Consider the following 17,756-nt stretch of genomic DNA (forward strand, 5'->3'; position numbering starts at 1 on the left):
AAATGCCTTTCATTTTTCGCTATTTTTTAAATATTTGAAAGTTCATTATTAATAATATTATTGAAATTTATTAAATAAAGTTCTATAATATAAACAGTATAGTTAGTTAATATTTATATTATTAATAATAGGAGGCTAATATGTCTAAAACATTTAAAACAATGGATGGTAATGAAGCAGCCGCTCATGTGGCTTATGCCTTTTCTGATGTTGCTTGCATTTACCCAATAACTCCATCATCACCAATGGCTGAGCACATTGATGCTTGGGCTTCTCATGGAAGAAAGAATATTTTCGGACAAGAAGTATTGGTTAAGGAGTTACAATCTGAAGGAGGAGCTGCTGGAGCTGTTCATGGCGCATTACAAGCTGGCTCACTAACTTCAACATACACAGCATCTCAAGGTTTATTACTTATGCTACCTAATATGTACAAAATAGCAGGAGAATTACTTCCTGGCGTATTCCACGTAGCAGCAAGAGCTTTAGCATCTCATGCACTTTCAATATTTGGAGATCATCAAGATGTTATGGCAGCAAGAGCAACAGGATGTGCTCTTTTAGCATCAGGTTCTGTTCAAGAATCAATGGATCTAGCTGGCGTTGCTCACTTATCTGCAATTAAAGGTAGAGTTCCTTTTGTTCACTTCTTTGACGGATTTAGAACATCTCATGAAGTTCAAAAAATCGAAGTACTTAATTATGATGATTTGGCAAAGCTTGTTGACAAAGAAGCAGTAAAAGAATTTAAAGAAAGAGCTTTAAATCCAAAGGGACCACAAGTAAGAGGTACTGCACAAAATCCTGATATTTACTTCCAAGAAATTGAAGCTTCAAACAAATACTACACTGATATTGTTGGTATTACTGAAGAATATATGAAAGAAATTTCTAAATTAACTGGAAGAGAATATAACTTATTTAATTATTACGGAGCTAAAGATGCTACTAATATTATTGTAGCAATGGGTTCTGCAACAGAAACAATTGAAGAAGTTGTAGATTACTTAAATGCAAAGGGAGAAAAGACAGGCCTTATCAAAGTTCATCTTTATAGACCATTCTCTGTTAAACACTTAATGGAAGCAATTCCTGAGACTGTAGAAAGAATTGCAGTTCTTGATAGAACAAAAGAAAAGGGAGCAGAAGGACAACCTCTTTATTTAGATATTAGAAATGCATTCTATGAATCAGATAAAAAACCACTTATTGTTGGTGGTATTTATGGTCTAGGATCTAAGGATACTAACCCAACAGATATTCTTTCTGTATTTGACAATCTTAAAGAATCTGAGCCTAAAAATGATTTCACAATTGGTATTGTTGATGATGTAACTCATAAATCACTTCCAATTAAAGAAGAAATCACAACAGAACCAGAAGGAACTATTAGATGTAAATTCTGGGGATTTGGATCAGATGGTACAGTTGGTGCAAATAAATCGGCAATTAAGATTATTGGTGATAACACTGATATGTACGCTCAAGGTTATTTTGACTATGATTCCAAAAAATCTGGCGGAGTTACAATGTCTCACTTGAGATTCGGTAAAAACAAGATTACTTCAACTTATTTATTAACTGAAACTGATTTTATTTCTTGTTCAAAACAATCCTATGTTTATTCTTATGACCTATTAAGAGGACTTAAAAAAGGTGGAAAGTTCTTACTAAATACTATTTGGAGTGAAGAAGAACTTGACGAACATCTTCCAGGATATATGAAGAAATATATTGCTGATAATGAAATTGAATTTTACACAATTAATGCAACTAAAATAGCTGCAGAAGTTGGACTTGGTGGAAGAACAAATATGGTAATGCAAGCTGCATTCTTTAACCTTTCTCAAGTTCTTCCTATAGATGAAGCTGTTAAACTTCTTAAAAAAGCAATTGTAAAAGATTACGGTGCTAAAGGGGACGATATTGTAAACATGAACTATGCAGCAGTAGATCGTGGTATTGATGCTCTTAAAAAAGTAGAAGTAAAAGATTCTTGGAAAAATGCTGATACTACTAAGGACTTTAACATTAAAGGAGCACCTGACTTTATCAATAACATTTTAATTCCAATGAATAGACAAGAAGGTAATGACCTTCCAGTATCTGCTTTTGTTGATATGCCTGATGGAACATTCCCAGCTGGAACAAGTCGTTACGAAAAGAGAGGTATAGCAGTAAATGTACCTCAATGGAAAATTGAAAACTGTATCCAATGTAATCAATGTTCATTAGTTTGCCCTCATGCTGTTATAAGACCTTTCTTAGTTGATAAAGACGAAAAAGCAAATGCACCAGAAGGATTTGAAACTAAAAAGGCTAACGGTAAGGGACTTGAAGATTATGAATATAGAATTCAAATTTCGCCATTAGATTGTACTGGTTGTGGAAATTGTGCTCAAGTGTGTCCTGCTAAACAAAAAGCTCTTGTAATGACACCACTTGAAAATGAAATGGAAGTACAAGCGGCTAACTGGGAATATGCTTCTGAACATATTAAATCTAAAGAAGAAAATATTGAGCCAAATAACTTTAAAAATTCTCAATTCCAAACTCCATATCTTGAATTCTCTGGAGCTTGTGCAGGTTGTGGAGAAACTCCATACGTAAAACTTGTTACACAATTATTTGGAGATCGAATGAGTATTGCTAACGCAACTGGTTGCTCATCAATTTGGGGAGGATCTGCACCATCAATGCCATATTGCACAGATGACTGTGGCAATGGACCATCATGGGCTAACTCATTATTTGAAGATAATGCTGAATATGGATATGGTATGGCAGTATCTCAAGAACAAACAAGAAATAGAATTGAAAATCTAATGAAAGAATTTATCGAACTTAATGTTGATAAGGATGCAAATGAAGCATTTAACGCTTGGATTGAAGGTAAAGAAGATTACAAGACATCAAAAGCTGCAAGTGTAAATGTATTAAAAGTTTTGGATAAGAAATTTGGTAATGATAAAGCCGACGAAATAATCGAAACACTACAAGGTCTTGAAAGATTCTTAGTTAAGAAGAGTCAATGGATAATTGGTGGAGATGGTTGGGCATACGATATTGGATACGGTGGACTTGACCATGTCTTAGCATCTGGCGAAAACATTAATGTACTTGTTCTTGACACAGAAGTTTATTCAAATACTGGTGGTCAAGCTTCTAAGTCAACTCCAACAGCAGCAATTGCTCAATTCGCAGCAGCTGGTAAGTTAACTAAGAAAAAAGATTTAGGTTTAATGGCTACAACTTATGGCTATGTATATGTAGCACAAATTGCTCTTGGCGCAGATAAAAACCAAGCATTTAAAGCAATTAAAGAAGCAGAAGCTTATGATGGACCATCTCTAATTATTGCTTACGCACCATGTATCAATCATGGAATTAGAGTAGGAATGGGATTCTCAGTAGAAGAAGAAAAGAAAGCTGTAGAAACAGGTTATTGGCATCTATATAGATTCAACCCTGAACTTAAAGCTCAAGGAAAGAATCCATTCATACTAGATTCTAAAGAGCCAACAAAACCATTTAGAGAATTCCTAGATGGAGAAGTTAGATATACTTCACTTAAAAAGTTATTCCCTGAAAGAGCAGAAAAGCTTTACGAAGTTGCAGAAGAAAATGCTAAAGAAAGATATGCAAGTTATGTAACTCTTTCTGAAGAAGAATAATTTAACAAAACATAAATTTTATAATTATTTAGACTCGCTCAAGAAAAATTGAGCGAGTTTTTTGTATAATTTTTTATTTATTTATGATAAACTTTTATAAGTTGATAATTAGAGCTTAATCGTTAATCATTGATTTTTTTAAATTTTTGATATATATTAAAATTATTACTGGAGGTCGAAATGAAATTAATTTTTGATATAAATGGTGGAGATAATAAATCCGAAATTATAAAAGGAGCAATCGACGCCTCTAATGAATTTAATACTGACATTATTTTAGTTGGTAGAGAAGATTTTATTAAAGAAAATCTACAAGAACTAGATTACAATATAGACAAAGTAGAAATAATTGATGCGAAAGAAAATATAGAGAATAATGAAGATCCTGCCTTTGCACTTAGACGAAAGAAAGATTCTTCTGTTGTTGTAGCAATGAATTTATTAAGAGAAAAGAAAGCCGATGCGATTATTTCTGCTGGAAGTACAGGAGCACTTTTAGCCGGTGGGCTTTTAATCGTTGGAAGAATTAAGGGAATAAAAAGAGCAGTCCTCCCAACGGTAATTCCAGGTATGAGATCAAATACAATGGTAATTGATTCTGGTGCCAATATGGACACTAATCCCGAACTTCTTTTAGAATTTGCGAACCTTGGGAATATCTTTTTAAGAGAATATTATAAGATAGAAAATCCAAAGATTGGACTTTTAAATGTAGGCGCTGAAGAAGGGAAGGGTAACTCTCTTTACAAAGAAACTTATAAGATACTTAAAGATAGTTCTATAAACTTTGTTGGAAATATTGAAGCAAGAGATATAATGAATAACGACGTCGACATTGTTGTATGTGATGGCTTTGATGGAAATATTCTTTTGAAATCTATTGAAGGAGTTGTTGATTTTGCTGTAAAGAATGTTTTTCATAGCATAGAAAAATCTGAGCTTGACGATAATAGTAAAATGGTATTTAGTAAATTTTTAATGAAGAAATTTAAAGATTTAGACGCAAAAGAAGTTGGTGGGACTATTCTTTTAGGAATTGATGGAAATATTATCAAAGCTCACGGAAATTCTGACAGCAAGGCAATAAAAAATGCTGCAAAGTATGCAATTGATATAGTAAAATCTAATGTGGTTAAAAAAATTAAAGATAAGGTGGAAGAAAAATGAAAGAAAGAATTTTAGAAATTATTGCAGGACAATTCAATCTAGATGTTGATGAACTTGATGAAAACATGAATTTTCAAGATGACTTAAATGCTGATTCCATTGAGCTTGTTGAATTAGTCATGACCATTGAAGAAGAATTTGATACAGAAGTTTCTGAAGAAGATTTAGAAAAGCTTAAAACTATTGGCGATGTCATTGATTATGTAGAGGATTTGGATTAATAATTTTATGTCCAAGTTAAATCTAAAAGTTCTTGAAAAAAAATTAAATTATACTTTTAAAGATATTAAACTTTTGAAGAAAGCCTTGACTCACAGTTCTTATGTAAATGAAAATAATATGAAATCCTATGAGAGTAATGAGAGACTTGAATACTTAGGAGATGCAGTTCTAGGTCTTGTAATAGGGGAATATTTTTATAAAAATTTTCCAAAAGATTTAGAGGGATCGCTCACTAAAATGAGAGCTGAATCAGTAAATGAAAAAGTTTTATTTTACATTTCAAAAAAGCTAAGTCTTGGTAATGCAATAGAATTTGGTAAAGGCGAGATAAAAAACGGTGGAAGGACGAGAGAGTCCACTTCAGCTGATGCATTAGAAGCATTAATAGGTGCTATTTACTTAGACTCAAATTTTGATAATGCTAAGAGAATAGTTTTGAATTTATTTCAAGATTTTTTAGAAGAAGATAGCTACAAACTTTTTAATATAGATTTTAAAACTAAACTTCAAGAAGAAGTTCAAAAATCTGGTAAAAAAGCTGAATACAAACTTGTAAGAGAAGAAGGACCAGATAATGATAAAACTTTTTATACGGAGTTATTTTTAGACGAAGTTTTAGTTGGAAGAGGTAAAGGAAAGACAAAAAAAGAGTCTCAACAAGAAGCTGCAAGGTATGCCTTTGAAAGGAGAGGAAAATGTCAAAGAGAAATATAATTCCAATCTTTATTCCTCACTATGGCTGTCCTAACGATTGTGTATTTTGCAATCAAAGAAAAATTACGGGAATGTCTACAGATATTTCAAATAGTGATGTTGAAAATACTATTTTGGAATATCTTTCTTATTTTAAAAGAAAAGACAATGTTGAAGTTGCTTTTTATGGGGGAAGTTTCACTGCAATACCAATTGATAAGCAAAGTGAATTTTTAAAAGTAGCATATAAATATAAGAGAAATGGACTTGTAGATTTTATTAGGCTTTCTACTAGACCTGATGCAATTGATGCTGAAATTTTAATCAATTTAAAAAAGTATGGTGTAGATATTATAGAACTTGGAGTTCAAAGTCTTGATTTTGAAGTTTTAAGGTTATCCAATAGAGGACATGATGCAAAGTGTGTCTATGAATCCTCAAAATTAATTAAGGATTATGGATTTTTACTGGGGTTACAACAAATGGTGGGGCTTCCAGGAGATTCTTTGAAAAAATCTCTCTATACAGCTAGAGAATTTGTAAAACTTGAACCATATTGTGTTAGAATTTATCCAACTCTTGTAATTAAAGAAACTGCTCTTTATAAAAATCTAAAGGATGGAAGTTATAATGCCTTAGATTTAGAAACTTCCATTAAGTATGTAGCCGATTTACTTAATGTTTATTATAAGAACAATATTAACGTAATTAGAGTTGGTCTTCAGCCAACTGAAAATATAAATTATAATGGTGATGTTGTGGCTGGAGCCTTTCATCCTGCTTACAGACAGTTAGTAGAAGCCTATTATTTTAAAGCAGGACTCTTAAACTATTTTGGGAAATCAAAAAATATTAGTGAAGAGATTTTAATTTTTGCTAATGGCAAAAATATTTCTAACATTAGTGGACAAAGGGCAAAAAATAAAAGTGAAATGATAAAAAAACTTGGAATATCAAAAATAAATTTGAGAGAAAAAAATTTAGATAACTTTGAACTTGAAATAAGAGGAAAATTCCGAGAAATTATTGATATAAGAGATTATTATAGGTGAGTAGATGTTTTTAAAATCAGTTACAATGCAAGGCTTTAAGTCCTTTGCTAACAGAACAAAAATTGAATTAGATAAGACTACTAATGCCATTGTTGGACCAAATGGAAGTGGAAAGAGTAACATTACAGATGCTATTACTTGGGTTCTTGGAGAAACTTCTGTAAAAAATCTTCGTGGAAATAAAATGGAAGATGTAATTTTTTCAGGTACAGATACTAAAAGGCCTCTTGGACTAGCTGAAGTTACGATTGTATTTGACAATAGCGATAAATCTTTAAACCTTCCTTACAATGAGATTTCTGTAACTAGAAGAATGTATAGGTCTCTTGAAAGTGAATTTCTTATAAATAATAAAAAGTGCAGATTAAAAGATATTAAAGAACTTTTCATGGATACAGGGATAGGTAAGGATGGGTATTCTGTTATTGGTCAAGGCAAGATTGAGTCAATACTTAGCTCTAAACCAGAAGACAGGAGAAATATTTTTGAAGAAGCTGCTGGAATTTCTAAATATAAATATAAAAAAGTTCAATCTACTAATAAACTTTTGAAGACTGAGGAGAATTTAGTTAGAATTGAAGATATTCTATCAGAAATTGTTCTTCAAGAAGAAAATTTAAGAACTCAATCTGAAAAAGCTGAGGCTTACTTAAAGGACTTTGAAATTTTAAAGATAAATGACATTAATTTTTCATGCAAAGATATAAAAAATAGAGAAGAAGAAATCAAAAAATTAGAAGAAAGTGCAGAAAATTTAAAGAGAGATTTTGAAAATATTTCTTTAGAAAAAAACAATTTATTTGGGGAATTAGGTTTACTAGAAAGTGAAATTTCAAAAATTTCGGAAAAAATTAATATTGATAATGAAAGCTTGAACATTAAAAAAGATGATTTTGACAAGCTTAACTTAAACATGAATCTTCAAAGCGAAAAAATAAATTCACTAAAAAAGGATTCTGAGAGAATTGATAATGAAAATAAGTCATTAAATGAAAGTATTATCTCTTTTAATAAGAATTTAGAAGACTTAAAAGAGGAAGAGGAAGTTTTAAAAAACTCTAAAGAAGAGGTAATAAAGAAACTAGATGATAAAAACAAGATTATTGAAAAATTAGAATCTGAATTTAAAAGCTTAGAAGAAATAGGAAACTTAAATTTTGAAAACAAAAACAAAATAAAAAATGAGTTAGAAAACATCAAATTTAAAAATGATACTTTAAAAGATATTATAGAAGAAAAAAATAATAGAAGAAAAAATTTAGAAAAGAACATAGAAAGTTTAAAAACAAATGAAGTTGAATTTGAAAGGATTCTTGATAAAGATTCTAAGGAATTAATTAAATTAAAAAATTTAATTAAAAATAAAGAAGTGGAATTTAATAAAACTAAGGAAAAAATTATAGAACTCAATGAAGAAAATAAAAACCTTGAAAATAATTTGACTATAAAGAATAATTCTCACAATGAAATGTTGGCAAGATTAAGAATTCTTGAAAATATGGAATCAAACTATGAAGGATATAATAGAACGGTAAAGTCTTTCATGAATTTTTCTTTGAATAATAATGTTTTTAGAGATTCGCTTTATGGACCAGTTGCTGAGAAATTTTTAGTAGAAAAAAAATATGAAAAGGCAATTTCTGTAGCTTTGGGTTCTATGGCACAAAATATCATAGTGTCTTCTACAAAAGATACATCTGAAATGTTAAAGATTTTAGAGAAAAATAATATGGGAAGGGCAACCTTTTTACCCCTTGATAGAGTAAATGGTAGTAGAGCAATAATAAATACATCAGAAGAAGGAATCATTGGTTTAGCTTGTGATTTGATTAAATTTGACAGTGTTTTTAATGGTATTTTTTATAATTTATTAGGAAGAGTTATTATTGCTGATAATTTTAAAAACGCAAGTCATATTTCAAAAAAACACAAATTAAAGGTAGTTACACTAAAAGGAGAGGTATTTAATCCATCTGGTGCTATAACTGGTGGAAGTTTAAATAACTATAATAGCAGTTTTATCTTGCGAAAAAATGAAATTAGTGAGTTGCAAACCAAAGCTAGTGAAATTAATTCTGAAATAAAAAAAATCCATAAAGATAAAGATAAAGTTGAAAGAGAAATTTTCAATTTGAATATTTTTGCTAAAGATTTTCAAGAAAAACAAAACGCCTATAGCTTAAAAGTATCCGAACTCGAAAAGAACATATACAAAAATAAAAATGACAAAGATTTGAACACAAATTATCTAAATAAATATGAAAAAGAAAGAGCAGAGTTAGAAGAGAATATAAAAACGGACATTTTAAATTTAGATAAAAACAATTTGGAAATTGAAAATAAAAATAAAATCCTAGAAGCTTTAATGGAAGAAGTTGACAGTGGTGAAAGATTAATTAATTTATCTAAAGAAATTGAAAGCTTGAAGGGCGAAAAAATAGAAATTCAGCTACTTGAAAGGGAAAACCGAGAAAAACTTCTATACAATAATAGAGAAAAAGAGAGAATAATAGCTGAAATCTCTAATATAGAAGAAAAGCTAAAAAACAATAAAGTTTATTTAGAAGATACGAGTTTAAATATTAGTCAAAAAATAAATTTAAACGATGAAAATAAAATACAATTAGAAGAATTAAAATTAAAAATTGAAAGTTTAAAGACTTCTATAAATAATTCCAAAGAGCTTTTGGAAGAGAAGAATAAAGTATATTTGAGCAACAAAGATACTTTAAGTGAATTTAAAGAAAAATCTCTAATTATAAATTCTGAATTAGAAAAACTCACTTTAAAAATTGAAATGAACAAAAATAAAATTTTAAATGAAGCACTTAGATTAAATGAAGAGTATAATATTGAAGATTTTCATGATTATATTGACGATAATCTTGGGGATATAAAAGAAATCTCAATTAAAAGATTAAAGAAAAAAGTAAGGGACTATGGCGAAGTTAATATTTCATCTATTGAAGAATACAAACTTATCAAAGAGAGATTGGATTTTTATAGTTCACAGAGGGATGATTTAATAAATTCTAAGGAAGAAATAAAGTCTATTTTAAATAAATTAGATTTTGAAATGAAAAAAATATTTAATGAAGCCATGGACGAAATTTCTACAAATTTTGCAGAAATTTTTAAAATATTATTTAATGGAGGCCGAGCAGAAATAGGAATTGAAGGAGACGTGCTAAATTCTGGTATAGAAATAAAGGCGTCCCCTCCAGGAAAAAGACTTCAGTCGCTATCTCTACTTTCAGGTGGAGAAAGGTCACTTACTGCAGTGGCACTTTTATTTGCACTATTAAAATATAGACCTGCATCTTTTTGTATTCTAGATGAAATTGATGCTGCCCTTGACGATGCCAATATAAAGAGATATGCCGATTACCTTTTAACTTTGGAAGGAATTCAGTTTATAATTATTACACATAGAAAACTTACAATGGAGATTGCAAAGACTATGTATGGTGTTACAATGGAAGAGAAGGGAATTAGTAAATTATATTCTGTAAAATTAAAAGATTAGGAGAAAATTATGTTTGAATGGTTAAAGGATAAATTTAAGAAAAAAGATGAAAATGAAAATTTAGAAGAATTAGTAGAGGAAAATATATCTGAAGAAGAAAAGCAAGAAGAGATAGAAGAAATCTATGAAAAACTTGAAGAAGTTTCAGAAGAAGGAGAATTATCAAAGGAAGAAGAAGCAGAAACTTCGGAAGAAATAAAGGATACAAATAAAGCATTCCAAGATAGTAAAGTAATTGAAAAGGCAATAGAAAATAAGACTGATGAAAATATATCTGAAGAAGAAAAGCAAGAAGAGATAGAAGAAATTCATGAAAAACTTGAAGAAGTTTCAGAAAGTAGAGAACTATCAAAGAAAGAAGTAGGAACTCCAGAAGAAATAAAAGATACAAATAAAGCATTCCAAGATAGTGAAGTAATTGAAAAGGCAATAGAAAATAAGACTGATGAAAATATATCTGAAGAAGAAAAGCAAGAAGAGATAGAAGAAATTCATGAAAAACTTGAAGAAGTTTCAGAAAGTAGAGAACTATCAAAGGAAGAAGTAGAAAATCTAGAAGAAATAAAAGAGACAAATAAAGCTTTTCAAGATAGTAATATAATCAAAGATGCGACAGAAACAAAAGAAAAATATGAAGTTAAAGAGGAACCAAAAAAAACTTCTCTTTTCCAAAGACTAAAGGAAGGTCTTGATAAAACTAGAAAAGAAGTTGGAATAAAAATAAATACTGTCTTAGGTGCTTACGTAAAAATTGACGACGAGATGCTTGAAGATCTTGAAGATATTTTAATCTCAGCTGACGTTGGTATGGAAACAACAATGAAATTAATTGACAATTTGCGTGAAACTATTATAAGAGAAAAAATAAATGACCCAAAAGAAGTTAAACCTCTTTTAATGGAAGAAGCAAAAAAATTAATGAATCCAGAATTAAATTCAAAAATTAATTCTGAACCTCCAGTAATTATTTTAGTTGTTGGAGTAAATGGAGTTGGAAAAACTACAACTATTGGAAAACTTTCTTCTAGATTTAAAAGAGAAGGCAAATCTGTTTTAGTTTGTGCTGCAGATACTTTTAGGGCAGCGGCAATTGACCAATTAAAAGAGTGGGGAAATAGAGCCGATGTTGATGTTATTAGTCATGACGAAGGTTCTGATCCGGCCTCAGTTGTCTTTGACGCAATTGAAGCAACAAAGGCTAGAAAGACTGATGTGCTAATTGTTGATACTGCAGGAAGACTTCATAACAAATCAAATCTTATGAAGGAACTTGAAAAAATAAATAGAATAATCGCTAATAAGTATCCTGAAGCAAATCGTGAGAACTTATTAGTCCTTGACTCAACAACTGGTCAAAATGCAATTAATCAAGCCAAAACATTTAAAGAAGTTACAGATATATCTGCAATTGCACTTACAAAACTTGATGGAACTGCAAAGGGTGGAGTTGTAATTGCTCTTCAATCTGAGCTTGGAATTCCGATTAAACTCATTGGTGTTGGAGAAGGAATAAATGACCTTCAAGATTTTAATATTGATACATTCTTAGAAACAATATTTGGATAAAATTTTTAGATTTAAAGTAGGAGAGATCCTACTTTTTTTATTGAAAAATTTTTAGAAAACAAATAATTTTGGAAACATTAATAAAATAAGAAAAAAACATTTTTAAATTGATACAATCTATTGTAAATTCAAAAATAAAAAACAAAAAAATTGTTGACATAAAGGTAAGTATTAGCTACAATAATAAAGGTCAAGTAAAAAGGTTGACCTCGCTAGAAAAATGGTGGTAAAATGAATGAAAAATTTTTTAGGATGAACAGCTTACTTGATTTTTATGGAAATCTTCTCTCTGAAAAGCAAAATAAGGCAGCCTATATGTATTATGTCTATGATTGCACAATTAATGAGATATCTTCTGAACTTAGCATTTCAAAGCAGGCAGTATTTGACAATTTAAAAAGAGCAGAAAATAATTTAGAAGACTTTGAAAAAAAACTTGAATTAATAAAAAATAGCAAAAAAGAAGAAGAGAATAGAGAAATAAAAAGAAAAAAATTGAAACTATTTTAGAAAGTATTGAAAAAGAATCTTTAAATCAAGAGAATTTGAAAATTAAAGAACTTAAAAAGATACTTTTTGACTAGGAGGTGAATTTTTGGTATTCGAAAGTTTATCCGACAAATTGCAAAACACTTTGCAAAAATTAACAGGCAAAGGTAAATTATCCGAAAAAGACATTGACGCTGCTATGCGTGAAGTAAAACTTGCACTTCTTGAAGCTGATGTTAACTTTAAAGTTGTAAAAAGCTTTGTAAAGACAGTAAAAGAAAGAGCTTTAGGAAAAGAAGTTTTAGAATCTCTTACTCCAGGCCAACAAGTTATTAAAATTGTAAATGAAGAGCTCACAAGTTTAATGGGAACAAGTGAAGTTAAGATTGACTTTTCTAAGAAACCAACTGTTATTATGATGTGTGGTCTTCAAGGTGCAGGTAAAACTACTACAAGTGGTAAGCTTGCCAAAAGATTAAAAAAAGATGGAAAGAGACCTCTTCTAGTTGCTTGTGATGTTTATAGACCAGCAGCCATTAAACAACTTCAAGTTGTTGGAGAACAAGTTGACACTCCAGTCTTCACTATGGGGGATAAAATTTCTCCAGTTGATATTTCTAAGGCGGCTCTTGAGCACGCCAAGAAAAATGGAAATGATGTAGTGATTATTGATACAGCTGGTAGACTTCACATTGATGAAAAACTTATGAAGGAGCTTCAAGATATTCATGAGGCACTAGATCCTTCTGAAGTTCTTCTTGTACTTGATGCAATGACTGGTCAAGATGCAGTAAATGTTGCTGATACTTTTGACGATATGCTAAAGCTAACTGGTGTAATTCTTACTAAGCTTGATGGCGATGCAAGAGGTGGTGCTGCTCTATCTATTAGGTCAGTTACTGATGTTCCTATTAAATTCATAGCATCTGGTGAAAAGATGGAAAACATTGAAGTTTTTCACCCAGACAGAATGGCTTCAAGAATACTTGGAATGGGAGATGTGCTCTCCTTAATTGAAAAAGCACAATCAGCTGTTGATGATAAAAAAGCAAAAGAGCTTGAAGAGAAACTTAGAAAGTCAACTTTTACTTTTGAAGATTTCTTAGATCAAATGCAACAGATGAAAAATATGGGGCCACTTGAAGATATTATTGGAATGATTCCTGGCATAAACAGTAAGGCTCTAAAAGGAATTAATTTACCTGATAATGAATTTGCAAAAGTTGAAGCTATGATTCTTTCAATGACAAAAAAAGAAAGACAAAAGCCTGAAATAATAGATTCTTCCAGAAGGAAGAGAATTGCAAAGGGTTCTGGAACAAGTCCAGCGGATGTAAATAAACTTATAAAACAGTTTAAGGACATGAGAAAGATGATGAAACAATTTGGAAACATGTCCAAAAATATGGGAAAAAGAAAGTTTAAATTACCTTTTTCCTTTTAATGTAGCTTATATATTTTAATATATAAATTTTATTGTGGAGGTGAATAATTTGGCAGTTAAAATTAGACTTAGAAGAATGGGTGCTAAGAAAAAACCCTTTTATAGAATAGTTGTAGCAGACTCTAGAAGTCCTAGAGATGGAAAATTCATCGAGGAGATTGGTTATTATAACCCACTTACAACTCCTAAGAAAGTTGTTGTAGATTCAGAAAAAGCTAACAATTGGATTAAGAATGGCGCAAAGCCTACTGATACAGTTGATAGACTTTTCAGAGAAAACTCAGTATATGATGCTGATAAAAACTCAAATAATACAGCAGAAGCAAGTGAATCAGAAGCTACTGAATAACAGTATGTTTGGAGGACCAAAATGGTTGAATTAATTGAATATATTGCTAAATCTTTAGTTGACGATCCTTCTTCAGTTGATGTGACAATGACTGAGAATGACGATTCAATTGATATTACTTTAAAAGTTGCATCAAATGATATGGGAAAAGTTATTGGCAAACAAGGCAGAATTGCTAAAGCAATAAGAGCAATTTTAAAAGCTGTTTCACTAAAAAAAGATGTAAAGGTTAATTTGGAAATTGAAGAATATTAAAGATTCAATTACATGCATTGGTAAAATTATAAATACTCATGGTATTAAAGGCGAACTTAAGGTTGAACCTTATACTTTTGACAATAAAAGATTTTCAAAATTAAAAAGTGTCTATGTTGGTAATGATTTAAAAGAATTTTTAATAAAGAAAGTTCGAGTAAACAATTTTGTTTACATTACCTTTGAAGGGTTTGAGGATATAAATGATGTTCTAAACTTAAAGGGACTTGAAATTTATATTAAAGATGAGGATAGACTAGATTTAGAGGAAGACCAATACTATATTTCTGATATAATTGGAAAAAAAGTATATGATACTGAAGATAATTATATTGGAATTTTAAAAAATGTGTTGGAATATCCCGCTAATGATATTTTTATTATTGAAAGTGATGACAAAAGTATTTATCAAATACCTGCAGTTAAAGAATTTATTAAAAAAATAGATTCTATAATAACTATCAAATTAATAGAAGGAATGATTTTGTGAAAATAAGTGTATTAACTTTATTTCCCGAATTCATAAATCATATTAGAGATTTTTCTATTGTTGGAAGGGCTATCGGCGAAGGAAAATTAGAACTTGAAACTGTAGATATAAGAGATTTTGCAATCAACAAATATCTTCAAGTTGACGATTATCCCTATGGCGGTGGACCAGGTATGCTAATGCAGATAAAGCCAATAGTAGAGGCAATAGAATCTGTAAAAAAAGAAAACTCTAAAGTTTATTATATGTCCCCACAAGGCAAGGTTTTAAGTCAGGATAAACTAAAAGAGCTAAAAAAAGAAGAACACATAATACTTTTAAATGGTCATTACGAAGGTATTGACAATAGAGTCATTGAAAATTATGTAGATGAAGAAATTTCTATCGGCGACTATGTTTTAACTGGTGGAGAGTTGGCATCTATGGTAATTATAGATGGCGTAGCAAGACTAATAGATGGTGTTCTTGCAAGTGATGAGTCTTTTAAAGACGAATCACACTATAATGGACTTTTAGAACATCCACAGTACACTCGCCCAAAAGAATTTAGAGGACTTGAAGTTCCTGATATACTTTTAAGTGGAGACCATGAAAAAATTAGAAAATATAGACTTAGAGAATCTCTTAAAAATACTTTACAGAAAAGGCCAGATTTATTAAAAAATAAAATTTTAAATGAAGAAGAAAAAGATATTTTGAAAGATTTACTGGAAGGAGGTAAAGACAATGGATTATATTAAAGCTATTGAAGATGAACAATTAAATGAAAATCTACCTAAATTTAATGTTGGGGACAATGTTAGTGTTCACTATAAAATTATTGAAGGAGAAAGACAAAGAATCCAAGTTTTTGATGGAACTGTTATAAAGATTCAAGGAAAAAGCTCAAGAAAAACTTTCACAGTAAGAAGAATTTCTTATGGTATTGGAGTTGAAAGAACTTTCCTTCTTAACTCACCAAGAATTGCTGATCTTGTTGTTACAAGAAAAGGTAGTGTTAGACGTGCTAAACTTTACTATCTTAGAGATAGACAAGGTAAAGCTGCAAAAGTTAAAGAAAAGACTAATTACTAAGAGTGGGACTTTATGTCCTATTTTTAGTATCTTTTATTTTGAGCAAATAAATTATGAGAGGTGAAATATATGAAAAAGATTTTTTTAGGAATTTTTCTAATTATTTTTTTGGCAGCAGGTGCATTTTTATTTGTTGAAAATAGAGGAACGACTAAAATTTCAACTAAATACGATAAATTTAACTTTATAACAGAAGATAAAGACATTGACAAAGATGACTTTTCTATAGAGGATGGAATGATTTACTTATCTTTTGACTATATAAAAAAGTATCTTGATGAAAGCATTGAATATGATAAGTCAACAGAAAAAGTAAAAATTCAAAATGAACACGCAAATAAAATTTTAAAGTTAAATGAGTACGAAGCAAAATTCAACAGTGGAACAATTGATTTAAGAGCCCCTGTTATTGAAAAAAATGGAAAAATTATGCTTCCAATTGAGGCTTTTATTTATGATTACGATGTTAGTCTTAGATATAATAAAGACATTAGACTTTTACTTCTAGACTATAGGGACAAAGAATATGACTTAAGTAAAACCACTAAAGAAGTATTTTTAAGGGAAGATAGCTCAAAAAGAAGCCCTATTATAAAGAAATTACCAGAAGGCGAAAAGTTATATATATATGGCGAAAAAAGTAAATTCTACAAAGTTAGAATGCCTGAGGGATATGCAGGTTATGTCTTAAAAGAAAATGTGGATGACAATTTTGAAAAGGTAAATTTAGCTAGTTCAAGGAAAAATATTTCAGATAGCCCAATTAATTTAACCTGGGACTATACTTATGCGGAATATTCTGATGAGAAAGTGAACCAAATAAAAGACATAAATGGTCTTGATATAATTATCCCTACATGGTTTTCCATAAGAAATGGTAATGGAGATATGATAGATAGGGGAAACCTAAATTATATAAAAAAATATAATGAACTTGGTGTAGATGTTTGGGCTTACCTAGACAACTCTTTTAATCCAGATATAACTCATGAAGCTTTGTCAAATGAAAATACTCGCAAAAAAGTCATTGATAAAACATTAGAACTTTGCAAAAAGTATAATATGAAAGGTATAAATATAGATTTCGAGCATACAAAAATAGAAGACAGGGATAATATAACAGCATTTGTAAATGAATTTAGAGAAAAAGCAGGCGATGACTTTATAATTACTGTAGATGTCACACCGCAAATTTCTTCAGATGTAACTAAGGAACCTTATGATAGAAAAGCTTTAGCAGAAGTTTCTGACTATATTGTTGTTATGGCTTATGACCAACACTGGGGTTCATCTGATGAAGCTGGATCTGTTGCCCAATATAAATGGGTTGAAGGAAGTATCAATGTTTTATTTAGAAATGTACCAAATAGAAAGATGATTTTAGGAGTTCCGCTTTATACAAGACTTTGGAAAGAGTCAAATGGAAAAGTTACTTCAAAGACAATATCTATGAATGAAGTTGCAAATATTATTGCATCTAAGGGATTAAATCCAAGCTGGGACAAAGATTCACAACAAAATTATGTTCAGTATGAAGAAAATGGTTCAACTTATAAAATATGGATTGAAGATGCAAATTCTTTAGAGAAAAAAGTATCTTTAGTGAATAAATACAATCTTGCAGGTGTGGGAAGTTGGAGACTTGGATTTGAAACTCAAAATATTTGGGATGTAATTTCAAAAGAATTAGATAAGACAAACTAAAAATTGACATTTCCAAATATTGAGTATAAAATTAAAGAGTATTAAATTATA

15 protein-coding genes are annotated in these 17,756 nt (G+C 30.0%); all 15 read left to right on the forward strand.

Annotated elements, in window-relative coordinates; all coding sequences use genetic code 11:
* The first annotated feature begins 140 nt into the window (after positions 1-140).
* Complete coding sequence (gene nifJ / locus PTSHG_RS01130) at positions 141-3,674, forward strand: pyruvate:ferredoxin (flavodoxin) oxidoreductase (protein ID WP_019107093.1); 3,534 nt, start codon at positions 141-143, stop codon at positions 3,672-3,674.
* Between the two features lie 180 nt (positions 3,675-3,854).
* Positions 3,855-4,841, forward strand: coding sequence for a phosphate acyltransferase PlsX (plsX, locus tag PTSHG_RS01135; protein WP_019107094.1), 987 nt, complete (start codon positions 3,855-3,857; stop codon positions 4,839-4,841).
* Complete coding sequence (acpP, locus tag PTSHG_RS01140) at positions 4,838-5,062, forward strand: acyl carrier protein (protein WP_019107095.1); 225 nt, start codon at positions 4,838-4,840, stop codon at positions 5,060-5,062. The genes plsX and acpP overlap by 4 nt, the downstream gene beginning before the upstream one ends.
* 7 nt (positions 5,063-5,069) lie before the next feature.
* Positions 5,070-5,777 carry a ribonuclease III gene (rnc, locus tag PTSHG_RS01145; RefSeq protein ID WP_019107096.1) on the forward strand — a complete coding sequence of 236 codons (708 nt, stop codon included), beginning with the start codon at positions 5,070-5,072 and terminating at the stop codon, positions 5,775-5,777.
* Positions 5,759-6,808 (forward strand): elongator complex protein 3, encoded by a 1,050-nt coding sequence (locus PTSHG_RS01150; protein ID WP_019107097.1) that lies wholly within the window; start codon positions 5,759-5,761, stop codon positions 6,806-6,808. The genes rnc and PTSHG_RS01150 overlap by 19 nt, the downstream gene beginning before the upstream one ends.
* Before the next feature lie 4 nt (positions 6,809-6,812).
* On the forward strand, positions 6,813-10,334 hold the full coding sequence (gene smc / locus PTSHG_RS01155) for a chromosome segregation protein SMC (RefSeq protein ID WP_019107098.1): 3,522 nt from the start codon (positions 6,813-6,815) through the stop codon (positions 10,332-10,334).
* A gap of 9 nt (positions 10,335-10,343) precedes the next feature.
* Positions 10,344-11,900: a signal recognition particle-docking protein FtsY gene (gene ftsY, locus PTSHG_RS01160; protein WP_019107099.1), complete on the forward strand. Its 1,557-nt coding sequence runs from the start codon at positions 10,344-10,346 to the stop codon at positions 11,898-11,900.
* Positions 11,901-12,131: 231 nt separating this feature from the next.
* Positions 12,132-12,410 carry a YlxM family DNA-binding protein gene (gene ylxM, locus PTSHG_RS01165; protein WP_019107100.1) on the forward strand — a complete coding sequence of 93 codons (279 nt, stop codon included), beginning with the start codon at positions 12,132-12,134 and terminating at the stop codon, positions 12,408-12,410.
* Positions 12,411-12,495: 85 nt separating this feature from the next.
* Entirely contained in the window at positions 12,496-13,833 is a 1,338-nt protein-coding gene (gene ffh, locus PTSHG_RS01170) for a signal recognition particle protein (RefSeq protein ID WP_019107101.1), read from the forward strand.
* A gap of 49 nt (positions 13,834-13,882) precedes the next feature.
* Entirely contained in the window at positions 13,883-14,182 is a 300-nt protein-coding gene (gene rpsP, locus PTSHG_RS01175) for a 30S ribosomal protein S16 (protein WP_019107102.1), read from the forward strand.
* Positions 14,183-14,203: 21 nt separating this feature from the next.
* Positions 14,204-14,437, forward strand: coding sequence for a KH domain-containing protein (locus PTSHG_RS01180; RefSeq protein WP_019107103.1), 234 nt, complete (start codon positions 14,204-14,206; stop codon positions 14,435-14,437).
* Positions 14,424-14,927 (forward strand): ribosome maturation factor RimM, encoded by a 504-nt coding sequence (gene rimM / locus PTSHG_RS01185; protein ID WP_019107104.1) that lies wholly within the window; start codon positions 14,424-14,426, stop codon positions 14,925-14,927. Before PTSHG_RS01180 ends, rimM begins: the two co-directional genes overlap by 14 nt.
* Positions 14,924-15,667 carry a tRNA (guanosine(37)-N1)-methyltransferase TrmD gene (gene trmD / locus PTSHG_RS01190; RefSeq protein WP_019107105.1) on the forward strand — a complete coding sequence of 248 codons (744 nt, stop codon included), beginning with the start codon at positions 14,924-14,926 and terminating at the stop codon, positions 15,665-15,667. Before rimM ends, trmD begins: the two co-directional genes overlap by 4 nt.
* The gene (rplS, locus tag PTSHG_RS01195; protein ID WP_019107106.1) at positions 15,654-16,001 is read left to right on the forward strand and encodes a 50S ribosomal protein L19; all 348 of its coding nucleotides are present in this window, start codon (positions 15,654-15,656) and stop codon (positions 15,999-16,001) included. Before trmD ends, rplS begins: the two co-directional genes overlap by 14 nt.
* 69 nt (positions 16,002-16,070) lie before the next feature.
* The gene (locus PTSHG_RS01200) at positions 16,071-17,705 is read left to right on the forward strand and encodes a glycosyl hydrolase family 18 protein (protein ID WP_019107107.1); all 1,635 of its coding nucleotides are present in this window, start codon (positions 16,071-16,073) and stop codon (positions 17,703-17,705) included.
* Positions 17,706-17,756: the final 51 nt, after the last annotated feature.

It is taken from the genome of Peptoniphilus senegalensis JC140, assembly GCF_000321025.1.
GTDB classification, from domain to species: domain Bacteria; phylum Bacillota; class Clostridia; order Tissierellales; family Peptoniphilaceae; genus Peptoniphilus_A; species Peptoniphilus_A senegalensis.